This is a genomic window from Vibrio sp. 1-Bac 57, assembly GCF_037546855.1.
In the GTDB taxonomy this organism is placed as follows: domain Bacteria; phylum Pseudomonadota; class Gammaproteobacteria; order Enterobacterales; family Psychromonadaceae; genus Psychromonas.
Window position 1 is genome coordinate 107,518 of record NZ_JALAAC010000005.1, and the last position, 17,237, is coordinate 124,754.

At 36.6% G+C, this 17,237-nt stretch carries 17 protein-coding genes; 6 read left to right on the top strand and 11 right to left on the bottom strand.

What is annotated here, in order from left to right; genetic code table 11:
• Positions 1-148: 148 nt before the first annotated feature.
• Entirely contained in the window at positions 149-535 is a 387-nt protein-coding gene (locus MT391_RS04880) for a nuclear transport factor 2 family protein (protein ID WP_166369172.1), read from the bottom strand.
• A gap of 432 nt (positions 536-967) precedes the next feature.
• Between MT391_RS04880 and MT391_RS04885 the strand changes: the two genes are divergently transcribed.
• The gene (locus tag MT391_RS04885) at positions 968-1,882 is read left to right on the top strand and encodes an AEC family transporter (RefSeq protein ID WP_499440175.1); all 915 of its coding nucleotides are present in this window, start codon (positions 968-970) and stop codon (positions 1,880-1,882) included.
• 229 nt (positions 1,883-2,111) lie between these two features.
• On the opposite strand, the gene MT391_RS04890 is transcribed toward MT391_RS04885, so the two are convergent.
• Positions 2,112-3,491 (bottom strand): PhoH family protein, encoded by a 1,380-nt coding sequence (locus tag MT391_RS04890; protein ID WP_499497087.1) that lies wholly within the window; start codon positions 3,489-3,491, stop codon positions 2,112-2,114.
• Positions 3,492-3,757: 266 nt separating this feature from the next.
• Between MT391_RS04890 and MT391_RS04895 the strand changes: the two genes are divergently transcribed.
• A complete protein-coding gene (locus tag MT391_RS04895; RefSeq protein WP_166369166.1) occupies positions 3,758-4,060 on the top strand; it encodes a DUF496 family protein in 303 nt (100 codons plus the stop codon).
• 223 nt (positions 4,061-4,283) lie between these two features.
• Positions 4,284-5,093 (top strand): 4'-phosphopantetheinyl transferase family protein, encoded by an 810-nt coding sequence (locus MT391_RS04900; protein WP_499497088.1) that lies wholly within the window; start codon positions 4,284-4,286, stop codon positions 5,091-5,093.
• Between the two features lie 92 nt (positions 5,094-5,185).
• On the opposite strand, the gene MT391_RS04905 is transcribed toward MT391_RS04900, so the two are convergent.
• From MT391_RS04905 to MT391_RS04920, 4 genes are all read right to left on the bottom strand, one after another.
• A complete protein-coding gene (locus tag MT391_RS04905) occupies positions 5,186-5,479 on the bottom strand; it encodes a PilZ domain-containing protein (RefSeq protein WP_166369162.1) in 294 nt (97 codons plus the stop codon).
• A gap of 159 nt (positions 5,480-5,638) precedes the next feature.
• On the bottom strand, positions 5,639-6,043 hold the full coding sequence (locus MT391_RS04910; RefSeq protein WP_499440172.1) for an acyl-CoA thioesterase: 405 nt from the start codon (positions 6,041-6,043) through the stop codon (positions 5,639-5,641).
• A 7-nt stretch (positions 6,044-6,050) separates the two neighbouring features.
• Entirely contained in the window at positions 6,051-6,503 is a 453-nt protein-coding gene (locus MT391_RS04915; protein WP_166369158.1) for a low molecular weight protein-tyrosine-phosphatase, read from the bottom strand.
• An 84-nt stretch (positions 6,504-6,587) separates the two neighbouring features.
• Positions 6,588-7,154, bottom strand: coding sequence for an elongation factor P hydroxylase (locus tag MT391_RS04920; protein WP_499497089.1), 567 nt, complete (start codon positions 7,152-7,154; stop codon positions 6,588-6,590).
• Between the two features lie 234 nt (positions 7,155-7,388).
• Between MT391_RS04920 and pdxH the strand changes: the two genes are divergently transcribed.
• A complete protein-coding gene (gene pdxH, locus MT391_RS04925) occupies positions 7,389-8,042 on the top strand; it encodes a pyridoxamine 5'-phosphate oxidase (protein WP_499497090.1) in 654 nt (217 codons plus the stop codon).
• 128 nt (positions 8,043-8,170) lie between these two features.
• Here pdxH and MT391_RS04930 read toward each other — a convergent pair whose 3' ends face one another.
• From MT391_RS04930 to MT391_RS04950, 5 genes are all read right to left on the bottom strand, one after another.
• Entirely contained in the window at positions 8,171-9,160 is a 990-nt protein-coding gene (locus tag MT391_RS04930; protein WP_499497091.1) for a Solitary outer membrane autotransporter beta-barrel domain, read from the bottom strand.
• Between the two features lie 2 nt (positions 9,161-9,162).
• Positions 9,163-10,563, bottom strand: a complete 1,401-nt coding sequence (locus tag MT391_RS04935; RefSeq protein ID WP_499497092.1) for a cobyric acid synthase — start codon at positions 10,561-10,563, stop codon at positions 9,163-9,165.
• A 156-nt stretch (positions 10,564-10,719) separates the two neighbouring features.
• Entirely contained in the window at positions 10,720-11,769 is a 1,050-nt protein-coding gene (gene aroG / locus MT391_RS04940) for a 3-deoxy-7-phosphoheptulonate synthase AroG (RefSeq protein WP_499497093.1), read from the bottom strand.
• Positions 11,770-12,176: 407 nt separating this feature from the next.
• The gene (moeA, locus tag MT391_RS04945) at positions 12,177-13,424 is read right to left on the bottom strand and encodes a molybdopterin molybdotransferase MoeA (RefSeq protein ID WP_166369146.1); all 1,248 of its coding nucleotides are present in this window, start codon (positions 13,422-13,424) and stop codon (positions 12,177-12,179) included.
• 251 nt (positions 13,425-13,675) lie between these two features.
• Entirely contained in the window at positions 13,676-14,614 is a 939-nt protein-coding gene (locus MT391_RS04950) for a LysR family transcriptional regulator (RefSeq protein WP_499497094.1), read from the bottom strand.
• Between the two features lie 206 nt (positions 14,615-14,820).
• On the opposite strand from MT391_RS04950, the gene MT391_RS04955 reads away from it, so the two are divergent.
• Together MT391_RS04955 and MT391_RS04960 are read left to right on the top strand one after the other, a co-directional pair.
• Positions 14,821-16,035: a pyridoxal phosphate-dependent aminotransferase gene (locus tag MT391_RS04955; RefSeq protein ID WP_299663202.1), complete on the top strand. Its 1,215-nt coding sequence runs from the start codon at positions 14,821-14,823 to the stop codon at positions 16,033-16,035.
• A 289-nt stretch (positions 16,036-16,324) separates the two neighbouring features.
• Entirely contained in the window at positions 16,325-17,236 is a 912-nt protein-coding gene (locus tag MT391_RS04960) for a VanZ family protein (protein ID WP_499497095.1), read from the top strand.
• Position 17,237: the final 1 nt, after the last annotated feature.

The window sequence follows — 17,237 nt, forward strand, 5'->3', positions numbered from 1 at the left end:
CTTTTCCTTCACTATGCTTAAACAGCTGTTTATAATTATATATTGCCTTACAAACAGCGGATCCGCTAACACAGCAAACTCTTTCAAACACAAAAATTCAAGAAATTATTAATAGTTTTGGTATTCAAGAAGCGATGATGGCAGGAACTTAGAACAAGCCGTTAGTGTTTTTTGAATCAGACGTCACTACTTGTAATACATCCCAGTGTTCTACTATTTTGCCATTATGGTCAAATCTAAAAATATCGATTCCAGCATAATCTTGAGAGCCAGGCCACAGTTGGTGACAATGAAGTACTACTAAGTCATTTTCGGCGATCACACGTTTAAAATAGGTATGCTTTTCCGGATATTCTTTAGCCATGCGTTCAAAGTATTCAATGAATGCTTCCTTACCATTTCCAACATGCGGGTTATGCTGGATATATTCATCACCAGCATACAATTCAATCGCTTCACGTGGTTTACATTGATTAAACATCATGTCATAAAACGCTTGAGCATTACTTTTATTTTGCTGTAACTGATCTGCCATATTACATTCCTCTAAAAATTTTAATGAATAATCATACATCAGCTTAAAAGATAGGAAAGGTTTAAAAGTTCCATTATAAATGGTGGAATACGCCTTAATAACAATTAATTGCAGAACAATATTGTAATTATTTAACGAACAGCTCTAATGTTCATGCATTGATAGTAAGCCTCAATATTTTTGTTAAAAAAAGAGGCATAATTTGTTGCTAAAATAACTTAAAAATTAACATTTATTCAAATAAAAAATGTAAACTCAAAAATATAAACTGAATAAAACGTAAAAAAATAAATAACGTGGTAATAAGCGTAATAAAGCATGCGAGACATCGTGAAATTGCCACATCCCGACAGTAGAACGACTATACAAGCAGCTTTTTTTATTTCTTGTAATCAAGTAATAATCTATAAATCAATAAATAATGAGTAAACAATGATAACTTTTATTTACACACTAATTCCCATAATAGCGCTTATTATTCTTGGATTTATTTTAAAACGCACTAAATTCTTACCTGAAGATACTTGGCCAGGTATAGAAAAACTCACCTATTTTATCCTGTTTCCAGCGCTCCTAATTAGAACACTTGGCCAGCAATCTATTACAGGTATGCCTTGGGCTTCAATGCTATTAGTTATATTTGGTACCTTAACGGTTTCTGCCATTTTATTAATACTGTTGCGTCCTAAACTAACAGAAGACAACGCAAACTTTACATCAGTGTTCCAAGGTGGTATTCGCTTCAATACCTACATCGCCTTTGCTGTTGCGCAAAGCTTGTATGGGGCAACGGGTGTGGCAATGAGCTCAGTTGCAGCAGGATTTATGATCGTATTGATTAACCTTTGGTGTATATCGATTTTTGTTATTTGGGGAAAAACATCGATCACAGGCACGTTACAATTTATAAAATCAATTATGTTTAATCCACTGATTATCGGTTGCACTATTGGTTGGTTTTTAAGTTTAAGTGGTATCGGTGTTCCGAGTATTGCTGGAGATATCCTAGAGATAGTAGGACGAGCTGCTTTACCTTTTGGGCTATTAGCCGTTGGAGCAGCTTTAAAACTAGAATCTATTCATGGTCACTTCAAAGCGATTGTGTGCTCATCACTGATACAGTTCGGGTTAAAGCCATTAATAGCAGTCGCACTGATAACCTATACCGGCCTAAATGGCGTTGCCGCAGCCGTTTTACTTATTGCGTTTATAACGCCCACCGCTCCCTCTTCTTATATATTAGCTCGCCAATTAGGAGGAGATATCGAATCAATGGCTTCCATTATTACAATGCAAACCTTACTCGCGTTTATTCTTATGCCATTGTTAGGCATGTTGTTACTTTAAAATAGGGGTGTAGACAGGTTCGTTGAAAGAGGCTGATTGAAGGTAAACTGATAGATGTCTGTAACGAACGCCACTTCCACTAAATTGGTGTGTCCACAACTAGCGCACCAGAGAATGTGTTAAATATCAAACTAAAACCTTAATCATGTGAATAAACAGAATAATTCCGTACCAAAATACGGAATTACATAGTTTACATAACTAGCAGAATGAAGAACGTTGTATATTTTTACAAATGCTCCTCTGCAAACTCAGCTAAACGGCTACGGATCACGCCATTAAGGTAGATATTTGCACTGCCTTCGAATTGTTTAAAACGCTCAACGATATAGGTTAAACCTGAAGTGACTGGGGTTAAATAATTGCTGTCGATTTGTGCTAAATTACCTGAGCATACAATTTTAGTGCCCTCTCCACAGCGAGTGATAATAGTTTTAAGTTGCGAGGCGGTTAGGTTTTGGCATTCATCGAGTAAAACAAAACTGTTTTGAATGCTTCGACCACGCATAAAATTCACCGACTTAAATTGTATATTCGCTTTATCCATTATGTAGTTAACTGAGCTTGTACTGCAATTATCATTTTTATGTAATACTTCCAAGGTATCGGTAACAGAGGCTAACCATGGCATCATTTTTTCTTCTTCGGTCCCAGGTAAAAAACCGATATTTTCAGCCACATCGGGTGTATTACGTGTAACAATTATTTTGTCATATTGCTTCTTTTCGATAACGAGTTCTAACGCTGCAGCGACAGCCAAAAGTGTCTTCCCACACCCCGCTGGTCCAGTTAAAATGACTAAGTCCACGGTTGGATCTAGCAGAGCATTAAGCGCCATGCCTTGATAAATATTTTTTGGATTAACTCCCCAGGCTTGCTGTCCCATTAAACGGTCATAACCAATATCTAATAACTCAATATTATGTTTAAGATGATCCGTCACTTTACCAACAAATTGATACTTCTCATCGACAATATATTGGTTCGGATAGGGATCATTTATTTTATCAGAGGTTAATTGATGGTAGGTATCTTCACCTCGATTGAATGTTTCACATTTTTTTATATTGTCCCAAAAAGTACCTTCCACTTGCTGATAGCCTTTGCTCAACAAATGGACATCTTCAATTAATTGATCGGTTCTATAATCTTCGACACATTTAAGTCCCGCCCCTTTTGCTTTGAGGCGCATGTTGATGTCTTTGGTCACTAGCACGACTTTGGCAGGCGCTTTACTTTGTTGCAGATATAATGCGGCATTAATAATGCGATTATCCGGCTCATCTTCACTGAAAGCTTCCTGCATAAATGAAGCATGGTGGTCAGCAAAAATAGAAATGACTCCGCCTAATAACATTCCTTTGTGGTCAATTGGTACACCTTGCGTAATTTGCTCTGAACTTGCATCTTGAAATAGTTTTTCTAAGCAACGAATCGCAACACGGGCATCACGACTGACATCTTTTTGTCGATCTTTAATACGGTCTAACTCTTCTAAAACCGTCATCGGAACAACAACATTGTGTTCTTCAAAGGAATAAATAGCTAAAGGTTCATGTAATAAAACGTTCGTATCGAGTAGGTAGTATTTACGTGCAACGTCTGTCATAGTTTGCTCCTCAGATAAGTGAACTTTTATATAAACAGCTCAGGATGACATTTTTATGACGGAGTCATTAACGACAATAAATTATTGTTACTTCTAATAATTTGCAATTTTCGACATTTAAATCAAAAAATCTGTTTCGTAAATGTTTATGCTGGGTATAATTAAGTTATTAATATAAATCATTAATTTCTTAATTGATTTTAACGAATAGCTCTATTTGTTATTATGTAACTGTCATTAAGTATATAAATCAAAAGGTGTCATAAATGAGTAACGTTCTAGAATTAGTAAAAAATACACGCCGTAAAAATAAATTAAAACGCGAAATCATTGATAACGAAAAGAAAATCCGTGATAACCGTAAACGTGTTGATCTATTAACAAACTTAGCTGAATACATCACTCCTAGCATGACGCACGAAGATATTGTGAATATCATCAAGAATATGCAGTCTGATTACGAAGATCGTGTTGATGACCACATCATCACAGGTGCTGAATTATCTAAAGAACGCCGTGAAGTGAATAAAAAAATTAATTCATTCAAGCGTCCTGAACCAACTAAATAAATAATAGTTTGTTGGTGTGACTAGAAAAAAGATAGCTTAGCTATCTTTTTTCATTTCTAGCGAAGCAAATTGAGTGCTTTCAGTGCTCAATGTGTTGTTGCTCCCTAATCATTAAATATGAATATGTTAACTATTTATTTCAAAATGGTGGCTGAAGTTATTTATGCTAATCTAAGATTTAATAAACTTTATAATGTTGCCCTTACCTAACAAGGTCTACTCAGTGGATACATTTATTTCAAATTTACATGCCTTAAAAACTGATCATATTGATTTATGGTCTATTGACCCTACCAAGTTGTGTCAACAATCAATCACATTTTTAACTAGTCTGTTAACAACAGAAGAATCTGAAAAATTATTAAAATATAAGCATAAAGAAGCTCAACATACTGCCTTAATTACACGCTCATTATGCCGCTTAGTCTTATCCCACTATACAAACTGTTCGCCCGCCGCATTACAATTTGTCCGTAATTCACAGGGTAAACCTGCCCTAGTTAATAACAACAATGATATACGTTTTAATCTAAGCCATAATAATCAACTCATTATTATGGCTGTATGTGCTGGGGATGAAGTTGGTTGTGATATTGAAGATCCGATGCGTAAAGTTAATATAGCAACGATAACCAAACGTTATTTTGCAACACAAGAACTTAAACAGTTAAGTGAATTAACAGGAGTGGAACAACAGCAACAATTTTTTAGATGTTGGACATTGAAAGAAGCTTTCGTTAAAGCAACGGGTGTAGGGATTAGTTTGGGTTTAGATACATTTTATTTTAGCTTTACCAGCACCACCACAGGTAACCAAAGTGATCCATCAAAATCAGTGGCTAAAAAAACTCAACAATTGAATTTAAAGGATAACATTGCAATACATTTCAATTCACATTATCCATTGAGCAAAGATGCGCCATGGCAGTTTTATCACACTTTTTTTAAACAACAAACCATGTCAATCTGTCGTGCGAGTAAACTTAATCAAACTATTATTTATCGCGATGCTACTTCATTACTTGGCATTTAACTATTACCTATGGGCAAGTAGCTATGAATCAGCAGCTATGATTAAACTCATTAATAAACGTAATAAGAATGCAATACGCTAATGTATCGTTATTACGTTAATGATATAAATTCCACTGCGGCAGTATAATTACTAGGTCCAAGTTCAGTCACACGAATTAATTTAGCTTCTGCATCAAGTGGAGGGAAACGTTCGTCACCAGTGTTCAATTGAATATGCACCATATCATCGGTTTTTAGCAACTCAGCAGAAAAAGAAATACGCATTCCGGTACTACTTAAATCGATACAAAGCCCTTCATGTTCAATCTCATCTTTGGTGATCTTAATAGGTAAGTTAAGTTCCATTCTATGAAATGATCGTTGATCATTTTGTGCAAAATACATATTTGTCTCCTTTATAAAATCACAAAATTACCTATAAACTATAATTTCGCAAGTTTAATCCATGGTGTTTGGGAGAAAGATAACATTGATATAATTTTTTACCCATAAAGTGAGATCAACGAAAAAGTTTACGCATTGAATCAGCATTAAAAACCTTGATCACACTTTGTTTAATAAATTAATAATCGCTAAGGGTAATGGTTGAAGTTGTTTACTTTTATCCAAGCAGACCATTTCAATATCACCAATCACAGCTGGTCTAATTGCATTAGGTCGCCAAACTTCCTGACGCCATACCGTTTTATATTTACCTTCAATCTCAAAGTGAGTGCGAATATCACAGATTTCAGCAAACTCTACCCCATCTTGAAAAATCATATTAGCTTTGTAAACAGCAAAGCCGATCCCTTGTTCATTCCATAGCCTATTAAGCACTTGACTATCAATCACGTGTTCACGAGCACGCTCAAAATACTTTAAAAAGTTTGGGTGATACACCACGCCAGAGTGGTCGGTGTCTTCATAATAAATTTGTACTGCATGATGGTAGGTTTTATTGCTCATAAAATGATTAACTTATTTTGTCTAATAATTGGTCACTGGCGGTTTCTAACAAATCTAACACTAATTCGAACCCTTGCTCGCCACCATAATAGGGGTCGGGTATTTCAATTTCATCAACTTCGGCCATGCTCAAGAATAGATCCACTTTAGTTTTAAATTGTAATGGACAACGCGCTAATAAATCGCATTTGTTTTGTTCATCTGCAGCTAAAATATAATCAAAGTGAACAAAGTCTTCAGCTTTAACAGGACGAGAAGTGATCCCTCGAAAGCTGTATCCACGCTTCTCCCCTGCCGCTTTGGCCCTACTATCTGGGCCTTTACCTTGATGATAATCAATGGTGCCCGCCGAATCGACTTCAATATCAATACCACGCAATTTAGCTTTCGCCCGAAGCACTGCTTCAGCTGTTGGAGAGCGACAGATATTACCTAAACAGACTATTAATATTTTCTTCATTATGCACCTCTAAAAACCACCTAATATGTAATTTCAATAAATCTTATTTAATTAACTATGTACATGGTTTTTGAATAAGCTTTATTAACTCACTAATTGATACATACCTTGGTATTCAAAATCTTCAACACTTAAATCCGGTGTTTTATAGTGTTGCTGACATGCTGATAGTAAGGTCTTAGTACGTGCTGAAAACCCATTGCTTAATAAACTTAAAACTTGCTGATATACTTTTTGTTTAAAAGCTAAACGGTTGATAACAATACCACTTAGGTTATCACTACTGACATCGAACTCAAGCCCACAACTCACTGATAATGCCCATTCGATCGCTTGAGGCATTATTTCAACTTTTTCAAATTCAGCTTGGCGTTGTTGATCACGGCCATCGGGTTCATACCAGTAACCATAATCAAGGTGTAACCGACGTTTGTCGCCAGCAACTAACCAATGTGCTATCTCATGAAGAGCACTAGAAAAATAACCATGGGCAAAAATGATTTGATGGTAACCACACTGTTCATTAGCGGGTTGGTACAGTGGCTCATTTCCACCTACTACTAATTTAGTCTGGTGAGAAGTGTAAAAAGTTTGATTAAAGATATTAATGATATCTTCGCTTGAAAAGGCTTCATTCAATAACTTAGGCATACACTAAAAATTCTCGTTCAATTGTATGTGACCTCAATAATGTTCTATAAAAATAAAGCGCAAGTGTGTTCATAAACGCCTGTATTTTCCTATCATTGATGAGATTCATTAATAAAAGGGTAAAAGGATAAAATGTTCAAACTTAGCTATCAAGATAAAGACATTAAGTTCGACAAGGTTAAATACAAATTATACACTTCAGATCTCTTTCAATCTAACTAATTAAGATACGCTATGTCATTACTCACTAAACTTCGTTGTGCATTCACCTTGGGGCAAGGTGTTTTAATCGAGAACAAGGCATTAGCCACGACTGACGACCCTATTGCTTTTTTTAAGGCGTGGTTAAAAGAAGCAGAAACAACGGGTATTGTATTGCCTGAGTCAATGTCTGTTTCAACTTGTACTAACGAAGGCCGCCCTTCATCTCGAATGGTGCTATTAAAAGAGGTAGATCAGCAGGGTTTTGTGTTTTTTACTAACTACGGCAGTAGAAAAGCTGGCGAATTAGAACAAAATCCCTTTGCTGCGCTGTTATTTCATTGGAATATGTTACAACGCCAAGTGCGAATAGAAGGTCGAATTGAACGTGTTAGTCATCAAGAGTCTGAAGACTACTTTCATTCTCGCGGTCGTGGTAGTCAAATAGGGGCATGGGCTTCAAAACAAAGCCAGGAACTTAATGAACGCCAAACATTAGTTGATACCGTTAAATATTACGAAGAAAAGTTTAAGGGTGAACCCGTGCCGTTACCTGAGTTTTGGGGAGGTTACCGAGTTATTCCAGAATCAATAGAGTTTTGGCAAGGTAAAGCAGACCGTTTACATGATCGTTTTGTATATAAAAATGAAGAGGGTAAATGGGTTATTACTCGACTTAATCCTTAAACTTTACCCGTTAACTTTTATTCCTTAAACCTTAACCTAGGAGAATTCCTTCTTAGATAGGTTTACTGGTCATGTTGCTTTGTTTACAATCATTATTGTAAGCAAAGCAATAATACGAACCGACATCGCTATTCTTCATTCCAATATAGCACCAAGGTCGCACCACTGATTGAACTGCCATAATTGACTGAAAGTCCAATACCTATATTATCCAAAAATGGAATTTTATCTTGAGTATCGATGACCCAACCGACTGTTGTTTCATAATAGTAACCGTTATCTGCCATTGCCTCTAAGTCACCCATCAAATCAATTCGCTTAAAGTCGACGGTGATAAAGTCATTAACACCCCATAATTCTGGGACGTTAACCGTAAACTCAACACCGTTGGTAATTCGCCATCCTTCAGGATTGATGCTACTTGGTTTATCAATCGAACCAGACAAACCATGACCATAAATATAATTGATTTGATTATGTGCTCGCCATTTTCCCCATTGCTCATCTCTTTCATACCCAATGCCTACTTCCGGCTCAGCAATTAAAGCCAAGGTAGTAACATTAAACGCGATATTATCCAATTCTGCTTTTATTTCTTCTGGAAAACCATCGCCGTAAGAGTAAGAGTTTTTATAATAACTGAGGTGTGCGCCTAAGGCGGAAGTGACATACCATTGATTAGTAATATGGTAAAACTGAGAATAATTACCGTAAATACCATAGGTATTTTGCTTTAATTTATCACTGACATCACTAAATAACTGGCTATCTCGTTTAGAAGCGATGTAAAAAGCACGTACTGTTATCGCATGGTCCCAAGCTTTACTTTTAGGCTCTAAATCCCAGGTATAAGGGATCACAAACACATCCAAGCTATTTTTAAGGTTGGTGCTTTTTTCGTTGCCAAAGCCTGGGTCTTCGACTTCTAAATCTACATTAGCAAATCCAAAAGTCAGTGCCTCGCTGTCGGACATCAACGTAGCAATCGCCAAAGCTTGCTCTACTGAACGCACTGCAACACCTAAGGACTCACCATAAACAGGCGTCGTTAAGGTCGAAGTTAAGGCCGATGTTAAAATTAATGGTGAAATGATTTTTAAATAACGATGATAATACAAGACTACAACCACCCATGCTGTTCAAACATTAATGCTAGTTTATCCAATTCTTTATCAACATGTGTTTTCCAACTAATGCCATTTTGTGCAGCACCCAGCTGCTGCATAAACCAATTATAAAAGGCGGCATTATCAAATAATCCATGTAAATAAGAGCTATAAATATTACCCTGTTGCCAGCCAATATTATCACTGATAAAGGGAGTGACTGCATCATTTAATAGCTGACTTTCACCATGATGAATTTCATATGCTTCTATACTTTGCCCCAACCAATCTATATTTCTCTGCTGCGTTGCTTTATTTGGCGCGAGAGTGGTTGTTAGTCCAATTAAGCCAAGTGCACTTTTATCACCATCCTCTAATTGTAAAGGGTCTTTGATTTCATGCCCTAATATTTGCAAACCACCACAAATTCCAAGTACTAGTTTACCACTTTCAGCAAATGTCTTAATAGTCTTGTCTAACCCTGTTTGTTGTAAAAAATGCAGGCTTTTACCACTGTTTTTACTACCGGGTAAAATCACAGCATCAAAAACAGATAAATCTTGATTTAACTGCACTGGGACTAAGTTAATATCATCTTGATAAATTAAAGCATCGAATTCATCCATATTGGATGCGTAGGGATAATATATCAGTGCAACATTAATTGCGCCCTGTTGCCAAGTTGTGCCTAACCTAAAACTATCTTCTTCTGGCAATTGATGGCGGTGATAAGGCAAGTTTGCAACGGTAGGAATACCGGTTTTTTCTTCTAACCAGTCCATTGCGTTACCTAACAACTCGGGGTCTCCTCGAAACTTATTCAGTACAAATCCTTTGATCAGTTTTTGTTCTTCTTCAGCTAAACATGCCCAGGTACCTAATAAATGAGCAAAAGATCCGCCTCGGTCAATATCAGAGACAAGATAGACATCCGCTTGGCAAGCTAATGCAACACTCATATTAACGATATCGCCTTCGCGTAAGTTTATTTCTGCGGGGCTTCCAGCACCTTCAATAACAACTTGTTGGTATTGTGCTTGTAACAACTCAAGTGACTGTATTACTTTTGGCCATAATAGTTTTTTTCTTGCCATCCACGGCATATTGGAGATTTCAGTATCGACCTTGCCATTCACAATTACCTGGCTAAATGTATCGGCACTTGGTTTTAATAGAATAGGATTCATTAATACTGAAGGTTTCGCTTTTGCAGCCAATGCTTGCAGATATTGCGCTCGCCCTATTTCTAATCCATCTTCAGTAATGGCAGCATTGTTGCTCATATTTTGTGCTTTAAAAGGTGCAACACTGACACCTCTATTCGCTAATAATCGGCAAATAGCCGTGACAATCAGCGATTTTCCAGCATCACTGGTACACCCTAAAATCATGATCGGTTTATGTGGTACAGTCATTTCACTCACTTGCAAATAGTCTCGTCAATTAAGGGTAAAGGTCACAAACGACTCGGTCGATTATCTAAAACCAAGTACATAATTGCTTGGGCTTAAGTTTTAAAGACAAAAAAAAGCACTGTCTAAACAGTGCTTTTAATAACCGTTAATACGTCATTAACCACGACGAGCAATAACAGCCTCAGATAATTGTGCTAATAATGTTTCAGTTGCATCCCAACCAATACATGCATCAGTAATACTTTGACCATAAGTAGGTGTAACACTTTCACATAGATCTTGACGACCTTCGACTAAATGGCTTTCAACCATAACACCTGAAATTGCACGGTCACCCGCTGCAATTTGACCACAAACATCAGTACAAACTTTCATTTGATTTTCGAATTTTTTCTCTGAGTTTGCATGACTGAAGTCGATCATTAATGTTTCAGTTAATCCTGATTTTTTAAGATCTTTTTTGATAGCTGCAACGTCTTCTGCGCTATAGTTAGGCGCTTTACCACCACGTAAAATAATGTGACAGTCAGGGTTACCTGCTGTTTCAACAATCGCACTATGACCAAATTTATTAACAGATAAGAAGTGGTGAGAAGCATTAGCTGCACCAATTGCATCAACGGCTACTTTAATAGTACCGTCAGTACCATTTTTAAAACCAACTGGGCAAGATAAACCAGAAGCTAATTCACGGTGAACCTGTGACTCTGTAGTACGTGCTCCGATTGCACCCCATGTCATTAAATCAGCAACATATTGCGGTGTGATCATATCTAAAAATTCAGTCGCAGCAGGTAGGCCCATTGCATTAATATCTAATAAAAGTTTACGACTTTTACGTAAGCCTTTATTAATATTAAAAGTACCATTTATTTCAGGATCATTGATCAAACCTTTCCATCCAACAGTCGTACGTGGTTTTTCAAAATAAACACGCATGACTACTTCTAAAGAATCTTTATATTTTTCACGTAAAGGCATTAATTTTGCTGCGTAATCAAGTGCTGCTTCTGTATCGTGAATTGAACATGGTCCGATGATCACTAATAAACGGTCATCTTGGTTACTTAAAATTTTGCTAATTGCTTTACGTGAATCAGAAACCGTATGGCTGATTGCAGATGTAGCTGGAAATTTCTCTAAAAGTGCAATAGGGGGTAATAGTTCTTTAATTGCAGTTATATTCACGTCATCTGTTTTGATCATAATTTTTCCTGAGGCACATCGTTGTGCTTATAGTTAGTATTTAATATATTTTTATTAATTATACCCGTTACATTTTTACCTTACGGATATAAGTATCTTTTTTGCATTGCACCTTTTACATGGTGCTTTTTGACTAATACCATCAATAAACAAGCAACGATGTTGATTAAAATCATCAACTTTCATAGGAATAAATAAACAAGCAAGCTACTAACATTTTTATAAATGGCATAATCAGTAAAAAATTAATTTTTTATGATTGTTCCTCTTGTAATGGGTTAACAGCAGTCCCCCATCAAAAGCTATAAAATATAACCTTAAAACTCGCTTACTTTTCCCTGTGTTACTTGCTCCACATGATTAATGGAATTGGTCTTTTTTCGTTATATTTATGGCATTTAAACGTATTAATCCATTAGGGGACTATACGGTTCAATCACCACTGTTTCACCTACGCTGATATTGCCACGGTCTTGCTCAAGCACAATAAAGCAATTTGACTGACTCATTGAGCTAAACACACCAGAGCCTTGATTACCGGTTGTATTGACAACTAATTGGCCTTGTTCATTGACAGAATAGTTCCCGCGTTGAAAATCAGTTCTTCCTGGTGCTTTAGACAATGCATCGGTACAGATTGCATTGAAGCGAATAGCGGGTTTAACAACTTCACCACTCATTTTTGCCATTGCTGGCACTGCTAATTGGTATAGAGTCACGATAGCGGAAACAGGATTTCCTGGCAACCCAAAAAAGACACTGTTTTTCAACTTACCAAAGGCAAATGGTTTTCCAGGCTTAATAGCCAGTTTCCAAAAGCCAATTTCACCAATTTCATTGAGTACTTCTTTAATGAAATCAGCTTCACCAACAGACACACCACCGCTAGTGATCACAACATCAGCTTGTTGATCTGCACTAACCATTGCCTGCTTAATAGTTTCATAATCATCTTTGATAATACCAAAATCAATTATTTCAACATTTAAACGTGATAATAAAGCCATGATGCTATAACGATTAGTGTCGTATATCTGCCCTTGTTGTAAAGGTTCACCTAAACTTGTTAATTCGTCACCCGAGGATAAAACCGCTACTTTTAATTGACGGTATACTGCGACGTTTGGAATACCTAATGAAGCAAGTAATGGAATGTCACGGGGTGTTAATTTATGCCCCTGTTGCAATACCGCTTGCCCAATACTTAAATCTTCACCAGCAAAACGCACATTGTTGTATTGTTTAGGTGCGTGGTTAAAGGTGATTTTCGTACCTTCTGCCACAGTACGCTCTTGCATTACCACACAATCTAAATCGTCAGGCACAACGGCGCCGGTCATTATTCTAATACAACTGCCTTTAGGAATATTTCCGTCAAAAGGTGCGCCCGCAAAGGATTTACCTATTTGCGTTAAATGCACAGGATTACCCGCATCACAGTTTTTTAAATCGCTAGCATGAAGTGCATATCCATCCATTGCTGAATTATTAAATGAAGGGACATTTTTTTCTGAAATTATATTTTCACTTAGCGTAAAACCTAGCGCCTTAGGCAAAGGTAAAACGATTTGTTCACAAACGTTAGAGAGAGACGATTGCATCTTTTGTAGTGCATCAGAGAGCGGCATTAAGCCTTTTACATCACAACAACTCATATTTGGTTACTCTTTTAATTAGTTAAATAGCAGTATTATTATTGTGTCTTTTTCTACTATAGCGTGCAATTGAACAACTGAAATAAATGCCTTTTAGATCAATTAAACTGAATATAAAACGTTAAGTGTCTATTTTTCATTCAGTTAATTACAGGTTAAACAGGCTAACAAATCTCCCCCTATCATACCCTTGACCTTTAACTTAAACATAAGCTTTACTAGCTTAAATCTAGGCTTTTAACACTAAAACCTTAATTGTTCCCCTGGAAACTTGAGCAAGGCATTTTTATGCCTTTTAAGTTTTCAAAACAACTATCGATAGCCGTTGAGATAAAATCCTCAATAAATGCCAAGGATTGTTGTTCTTCTCGTACTGCTGCATATAAGGTTTTCCAGACGCCCTCTTTTCCTAAACGGCGAGCAACCACATAATCTTTTTGTAAATACTCAAATAGTGCCCAGTCAGGTAAACCAGCAACGCCTCTGCCACTCGCTACTAGTTGTAACATCATCAACGTCATATCTGCATGACGAATATTAGCTGGAGACACGCCTTCAAGCATCAAGAAGCCATTAAAAATATCTAATCGTTCTTTTTCAACAGGATAAGTAATCAATGTTTCTTCGCTCAGGTCTTCAGCATCGATGTAGGTCTTGTTTGCTAAGCGATGGTGGCGACTTAACGCCAACATACATTGATAACTAAATAATGGAATATAAGTGATCCCGGGAATTTGTTGTGGATCTGAAGTTACCACCAAGTCTAAATTACCTCGTTTTAATGCCGGTAATGGTAAAAAGCTAAAACCACTGGAAAAGTCTAATTCTACCTCTGGCCAACTGTCCCTGAATTTATCAATGGCAGGCATCAACCATTGAAAGCAGGAATGACATTCTATTGCCATGTGCAAACGTCCTGCATCACCAGAAGCAAAACGCGACAGATCCCGTTCTGCTTGACGAATTTGAGGCAATACTTGGTCTGCAAGTTCCAATATACGGAGTCCAGAAATAGTAAAACGGATCGGCCGAGACTTACGAATAAATAATGAACAATCAAGGCGTTGCTCTAATTCTTTTAGTTGATGTGATAGCGCTGACTGAGTTAAATGCAATTGTTTTGCTGCTTCTACTAAGCTCCCTGCTTTACTTAATACTGATAATGTTTTTAAGTGTTTAAATTCAATCATATTTTGTCCTACTAAAAGCAAACAGGCAGAAATTCTATTTTAAGAATTAATTATATTAAAGCTTTTTTGTTATTAATTGAATTAAATTCACTATTAGTTGTATTTAGCCCTACATATTTTTCATTTCATCTTCACTAACGCAATGAGATAAGGTACTTTAACTCACTATCAAAAGCATTATGGAAATTAGGGTTTAAGGGGTTTAAATGTATTCAATTGTTCGTTCAAACAAACTAGATAACGTCTGTTATGACATTCGTGGACCAGTATTAAAGCAAGCGATGAAATTAGAAGATGAAGGCCAACGCATTCTTAAATTGAACATAGGTAATCCCGCCCAATTTGGTTTTGAAGCCCCAGAAGAAGTATTAATGGACGTGATCAAAAACTTACCAAATAGCCAAGGTTATTGTGATAGTAAAGGTCTCTTTTCTGCACGTAAAGCGGTAATGCAACACTACCAAGCAAAAGGTTTATTATCTTTAGATACCAACGATATCTATATTGGTAATGGTGTCAGTGAGTTAATCGTAATGGCGATGCAGAGTTTGCTTAATAATGGTGATGAAATATTAGTGCCTGCTCCAGATTATCCATTATGGACTGCGGCGGCTAATCTATCAGGCGGTAAAGCTGTTCATTATATTTGTGATGAAGAGTCTGACTGGTTTCCAGATATTGACGATATTAAATCAAAAATCACCTCTCGCACTAAAGGTATTGTGCTAATTAATCCTAACAATCCAACCGGTGCTGTTTATAGTAAAGAGCTATTAGAGCAAATAGTTGAGTTAGCACGTCAACACAACTTAATTGTTTTTTCCGATGAGATTTATTCAAAAATTGTTTATGACGATGCAGTTCATATTCCGCTTGCAACCTTAGCCGATGATATTTTGATTGTGACCTTTGATGGTTTATCTAAAGCCTATCGCGTGTGTGGGTTTCGAGTCGGTTGGATGATGATCAGCGGTGCTAAAAAACAAGCGCGTGATTATATTTCGGGCATAGAGATTTTAGCCAGTATGCGTTTATGTGCCAACGTACCGATGCAACACGCGATACAGACTTCACTGGGCGGCTACCAAAGTATTAATGAGTTAACAGTGCCGGGTGGGCGCTTATACGATCAAACACAAACGGCTTGGAAATTATTAAATGATATTCCGGGTATTAGCTGCACTAAACCCAATGGCGCGTTATATCTTTTTCCTAAGTTAGATCAAAAGCGTTTTAATATTAAAGATGACCAACGCTTTGCTATGGATTTATTAGTTGAAGAAAAAATACTCATTGTGCAAGGTACTGGCTTTAATTGGCATAAACCCGATCATTTCCGTATCGTTTGTCTACCTCGCGTTGATGAAATGGCTATCGCGATCAAAAAAATAGGCAATTTCTTAGAAGGTTATAGTCAATAAGATTAATGCTGTTACAGGTTAATTTTTCCTAAAATAAAAGTGTCTTTTTGCACAACATTAGATAATCAATGTTGTGCAAAAAGATGCTGCTCCATATTCAAATAGTTAATATGTAGTAGCAGTATTTGGTAACATTATCATTTGGTAACATTATCATTTGGCAACATTACGTATTAACAGTATTTCATTGCGATATAAAGTAGACAGAGACAATACGTAAGTACTCTATAATTTAACAAAGACCTTCTGTTCACTAACTTTTATCACTTCATTCCCTTTGAGTTAAAAGATGTTTAAAAAAATAATTTTCGCTGCTTTGGCAATCTGTGCTTTTTTATTACTATTTATTGATGTGGGTAGCTTATTTTCTCAACGATTAATTGAAGCATTATGGCCCATTGGTCATCTTAGTGTTTTTTGTTTTTGGAGTTTCTTACTACTACAATACCACCCGTCAATCAGATCACTTCCCCTGCTTAAACAATGCTTCACACTGACACTCTTATGTTTTGCTTTTGGATTGAGCATTGAAATAATACAACCGTATTTTTCACGTGAAATGGAGGTACAAGACCTATTTCTCAATTACATGGGAGTATTATTAAGCTTAATTTTATTTAGTAAACACCCTATCCATTGGCTATTTAAAGTCGCCTACTTGCTGTTAATAGGTTTAGTTCTGCACCGTTCTGCTTTATTGATTTATGATGAAGCAAAAGCACAAATCGATTTTCCTGCTTTAGCCTCATTTGACCAAGAGATCGAACTGACTCGCTGGAAAGCAGATCAACCATTAATGATTAAAAAGCCAATGATACAAACAGGCTCAAGCAGTATGATGCAAATCACTTTTGTGCCGCGGCAGTATAGCGGAGTGGCGCTACGTTATTTTCCCGGTGATTGGCAGGATTACAACAAGATAACTATGCGCTTTTATAATCCTAACCCAAACGCGTTACCTGTAACCTTAATTATCATTGATCAACACTATGAAAAAGGGCACCCAAATTACCGTGACCGTTACGATCAACATTTAACCATTGCCCCAGGTTATAGTGAACAAAGTATTTTGCTTACTACTATTCAAGCTGGTGTTGAATTGAGAGAAATGGATTTAAGTAAGATAGCTGGTGTGGATTTTTATATGTATAAGTTGAAAAGCCCAATCCATTTATATTTAGATTCAATGTATTTGCAATAAA

Coding starts and splice junctions, on each gene's coding strand:
- MT391_RS04880 (WP_166369172.1), bottom strand. CDS start 535: ATGGCAGATCAGTTACAGCAAAATAAAAGTAATGCTCAAGCGTTTTAT.
- MT391_RS04885 (WP_499440175.1), top strand. CDS start 968: ATGATAACTTTTATTTACACACTAATTCCCATAATAGCGCTTATTATT.
- MT391_RS04890 (WP_499497087.1), bottom strand. CDS start 3,491: ATGACAGACGTTGCACGTAAATACTACCTACTCGATACGAACGTTTTA.
- MT391_RS04895 (WP_166369166.1), top strand. CDS start 3,758: ATGAGTAACGTTCTAGAATTAGTAAAAAATACACGCCGTAAAAATAAA.
- MT391_RS04905 (WP_166369162.1), bottom strand. CDS start 5,479: ATGTATTTTGCACAAAATGATCAACGATCATTTCATAGAATGGAACTT.
- MT391_RS04910 (WP_499440172.1), bottom strand. CDS start 6,043: ATGAGCAATAAAACCTACCATCATGCAGTACAAATTTATTATGAAGAC.
- MT391_RS04915 (WP_166369158.1), bottom strand. CDS start 6,503: ATGAAGAAAATATTAATAGTCTGTTTAGGTAATATCTGTCGCTCTCCA.
- MT391_RS04920 (WP_499497089.1), bottom strand. CDS start 7,154: ATGCCTAAGTTATTGAATGAAGCCTTTTCAAGCGAAGATATCATTAAT.
- pdxH (WP_499497090.1), top strand. CDS start 7,389: ATGTCATTACTCACTAAACTTCGTTGTGCATTCACCTTGGGGCAAGGT.
- MT391_RS04935 (WP_499497092.1), bottom strand. CDS start 10,563: ATGACTGTACCACATAAACCGATCATGATTTTAGGGTGTACCAGTGAT.
- aroG (WP_499497093.1), bottom strand. CDS start 11,769: ATGATCAAAACAGATGACGTGAATATAACTGCAATTAAAGAACTATTA.
- moeA (WP_166369146.1), bottom strand. CDS start 13,424: ATGAGTTGTTGTGATGTAAAAGGCTTAATGCCGCTCTCTGATGCACTA.
- MT391_RS04950 (WP_499497094.1), bottom strand. CDS start 14,614: ATGATTGAATTTAAACACTTAAAAACATTATCAGTATTAAGTAAAGCA.
- MT391_RS04955 (WP_299663202.1), top strand. CDS start 14,821: ATGTATTCAATTGTTCGTTCAAACAAACTAGATAACGTCTGTTATGAC.
- MT391_RS04960 (WP_499497095.1), top strand. CDS start 16,325: ATGTTTAAAAAAATAATTTTCGCTGCTTTGGCAATCTGTGCTTTTTTA.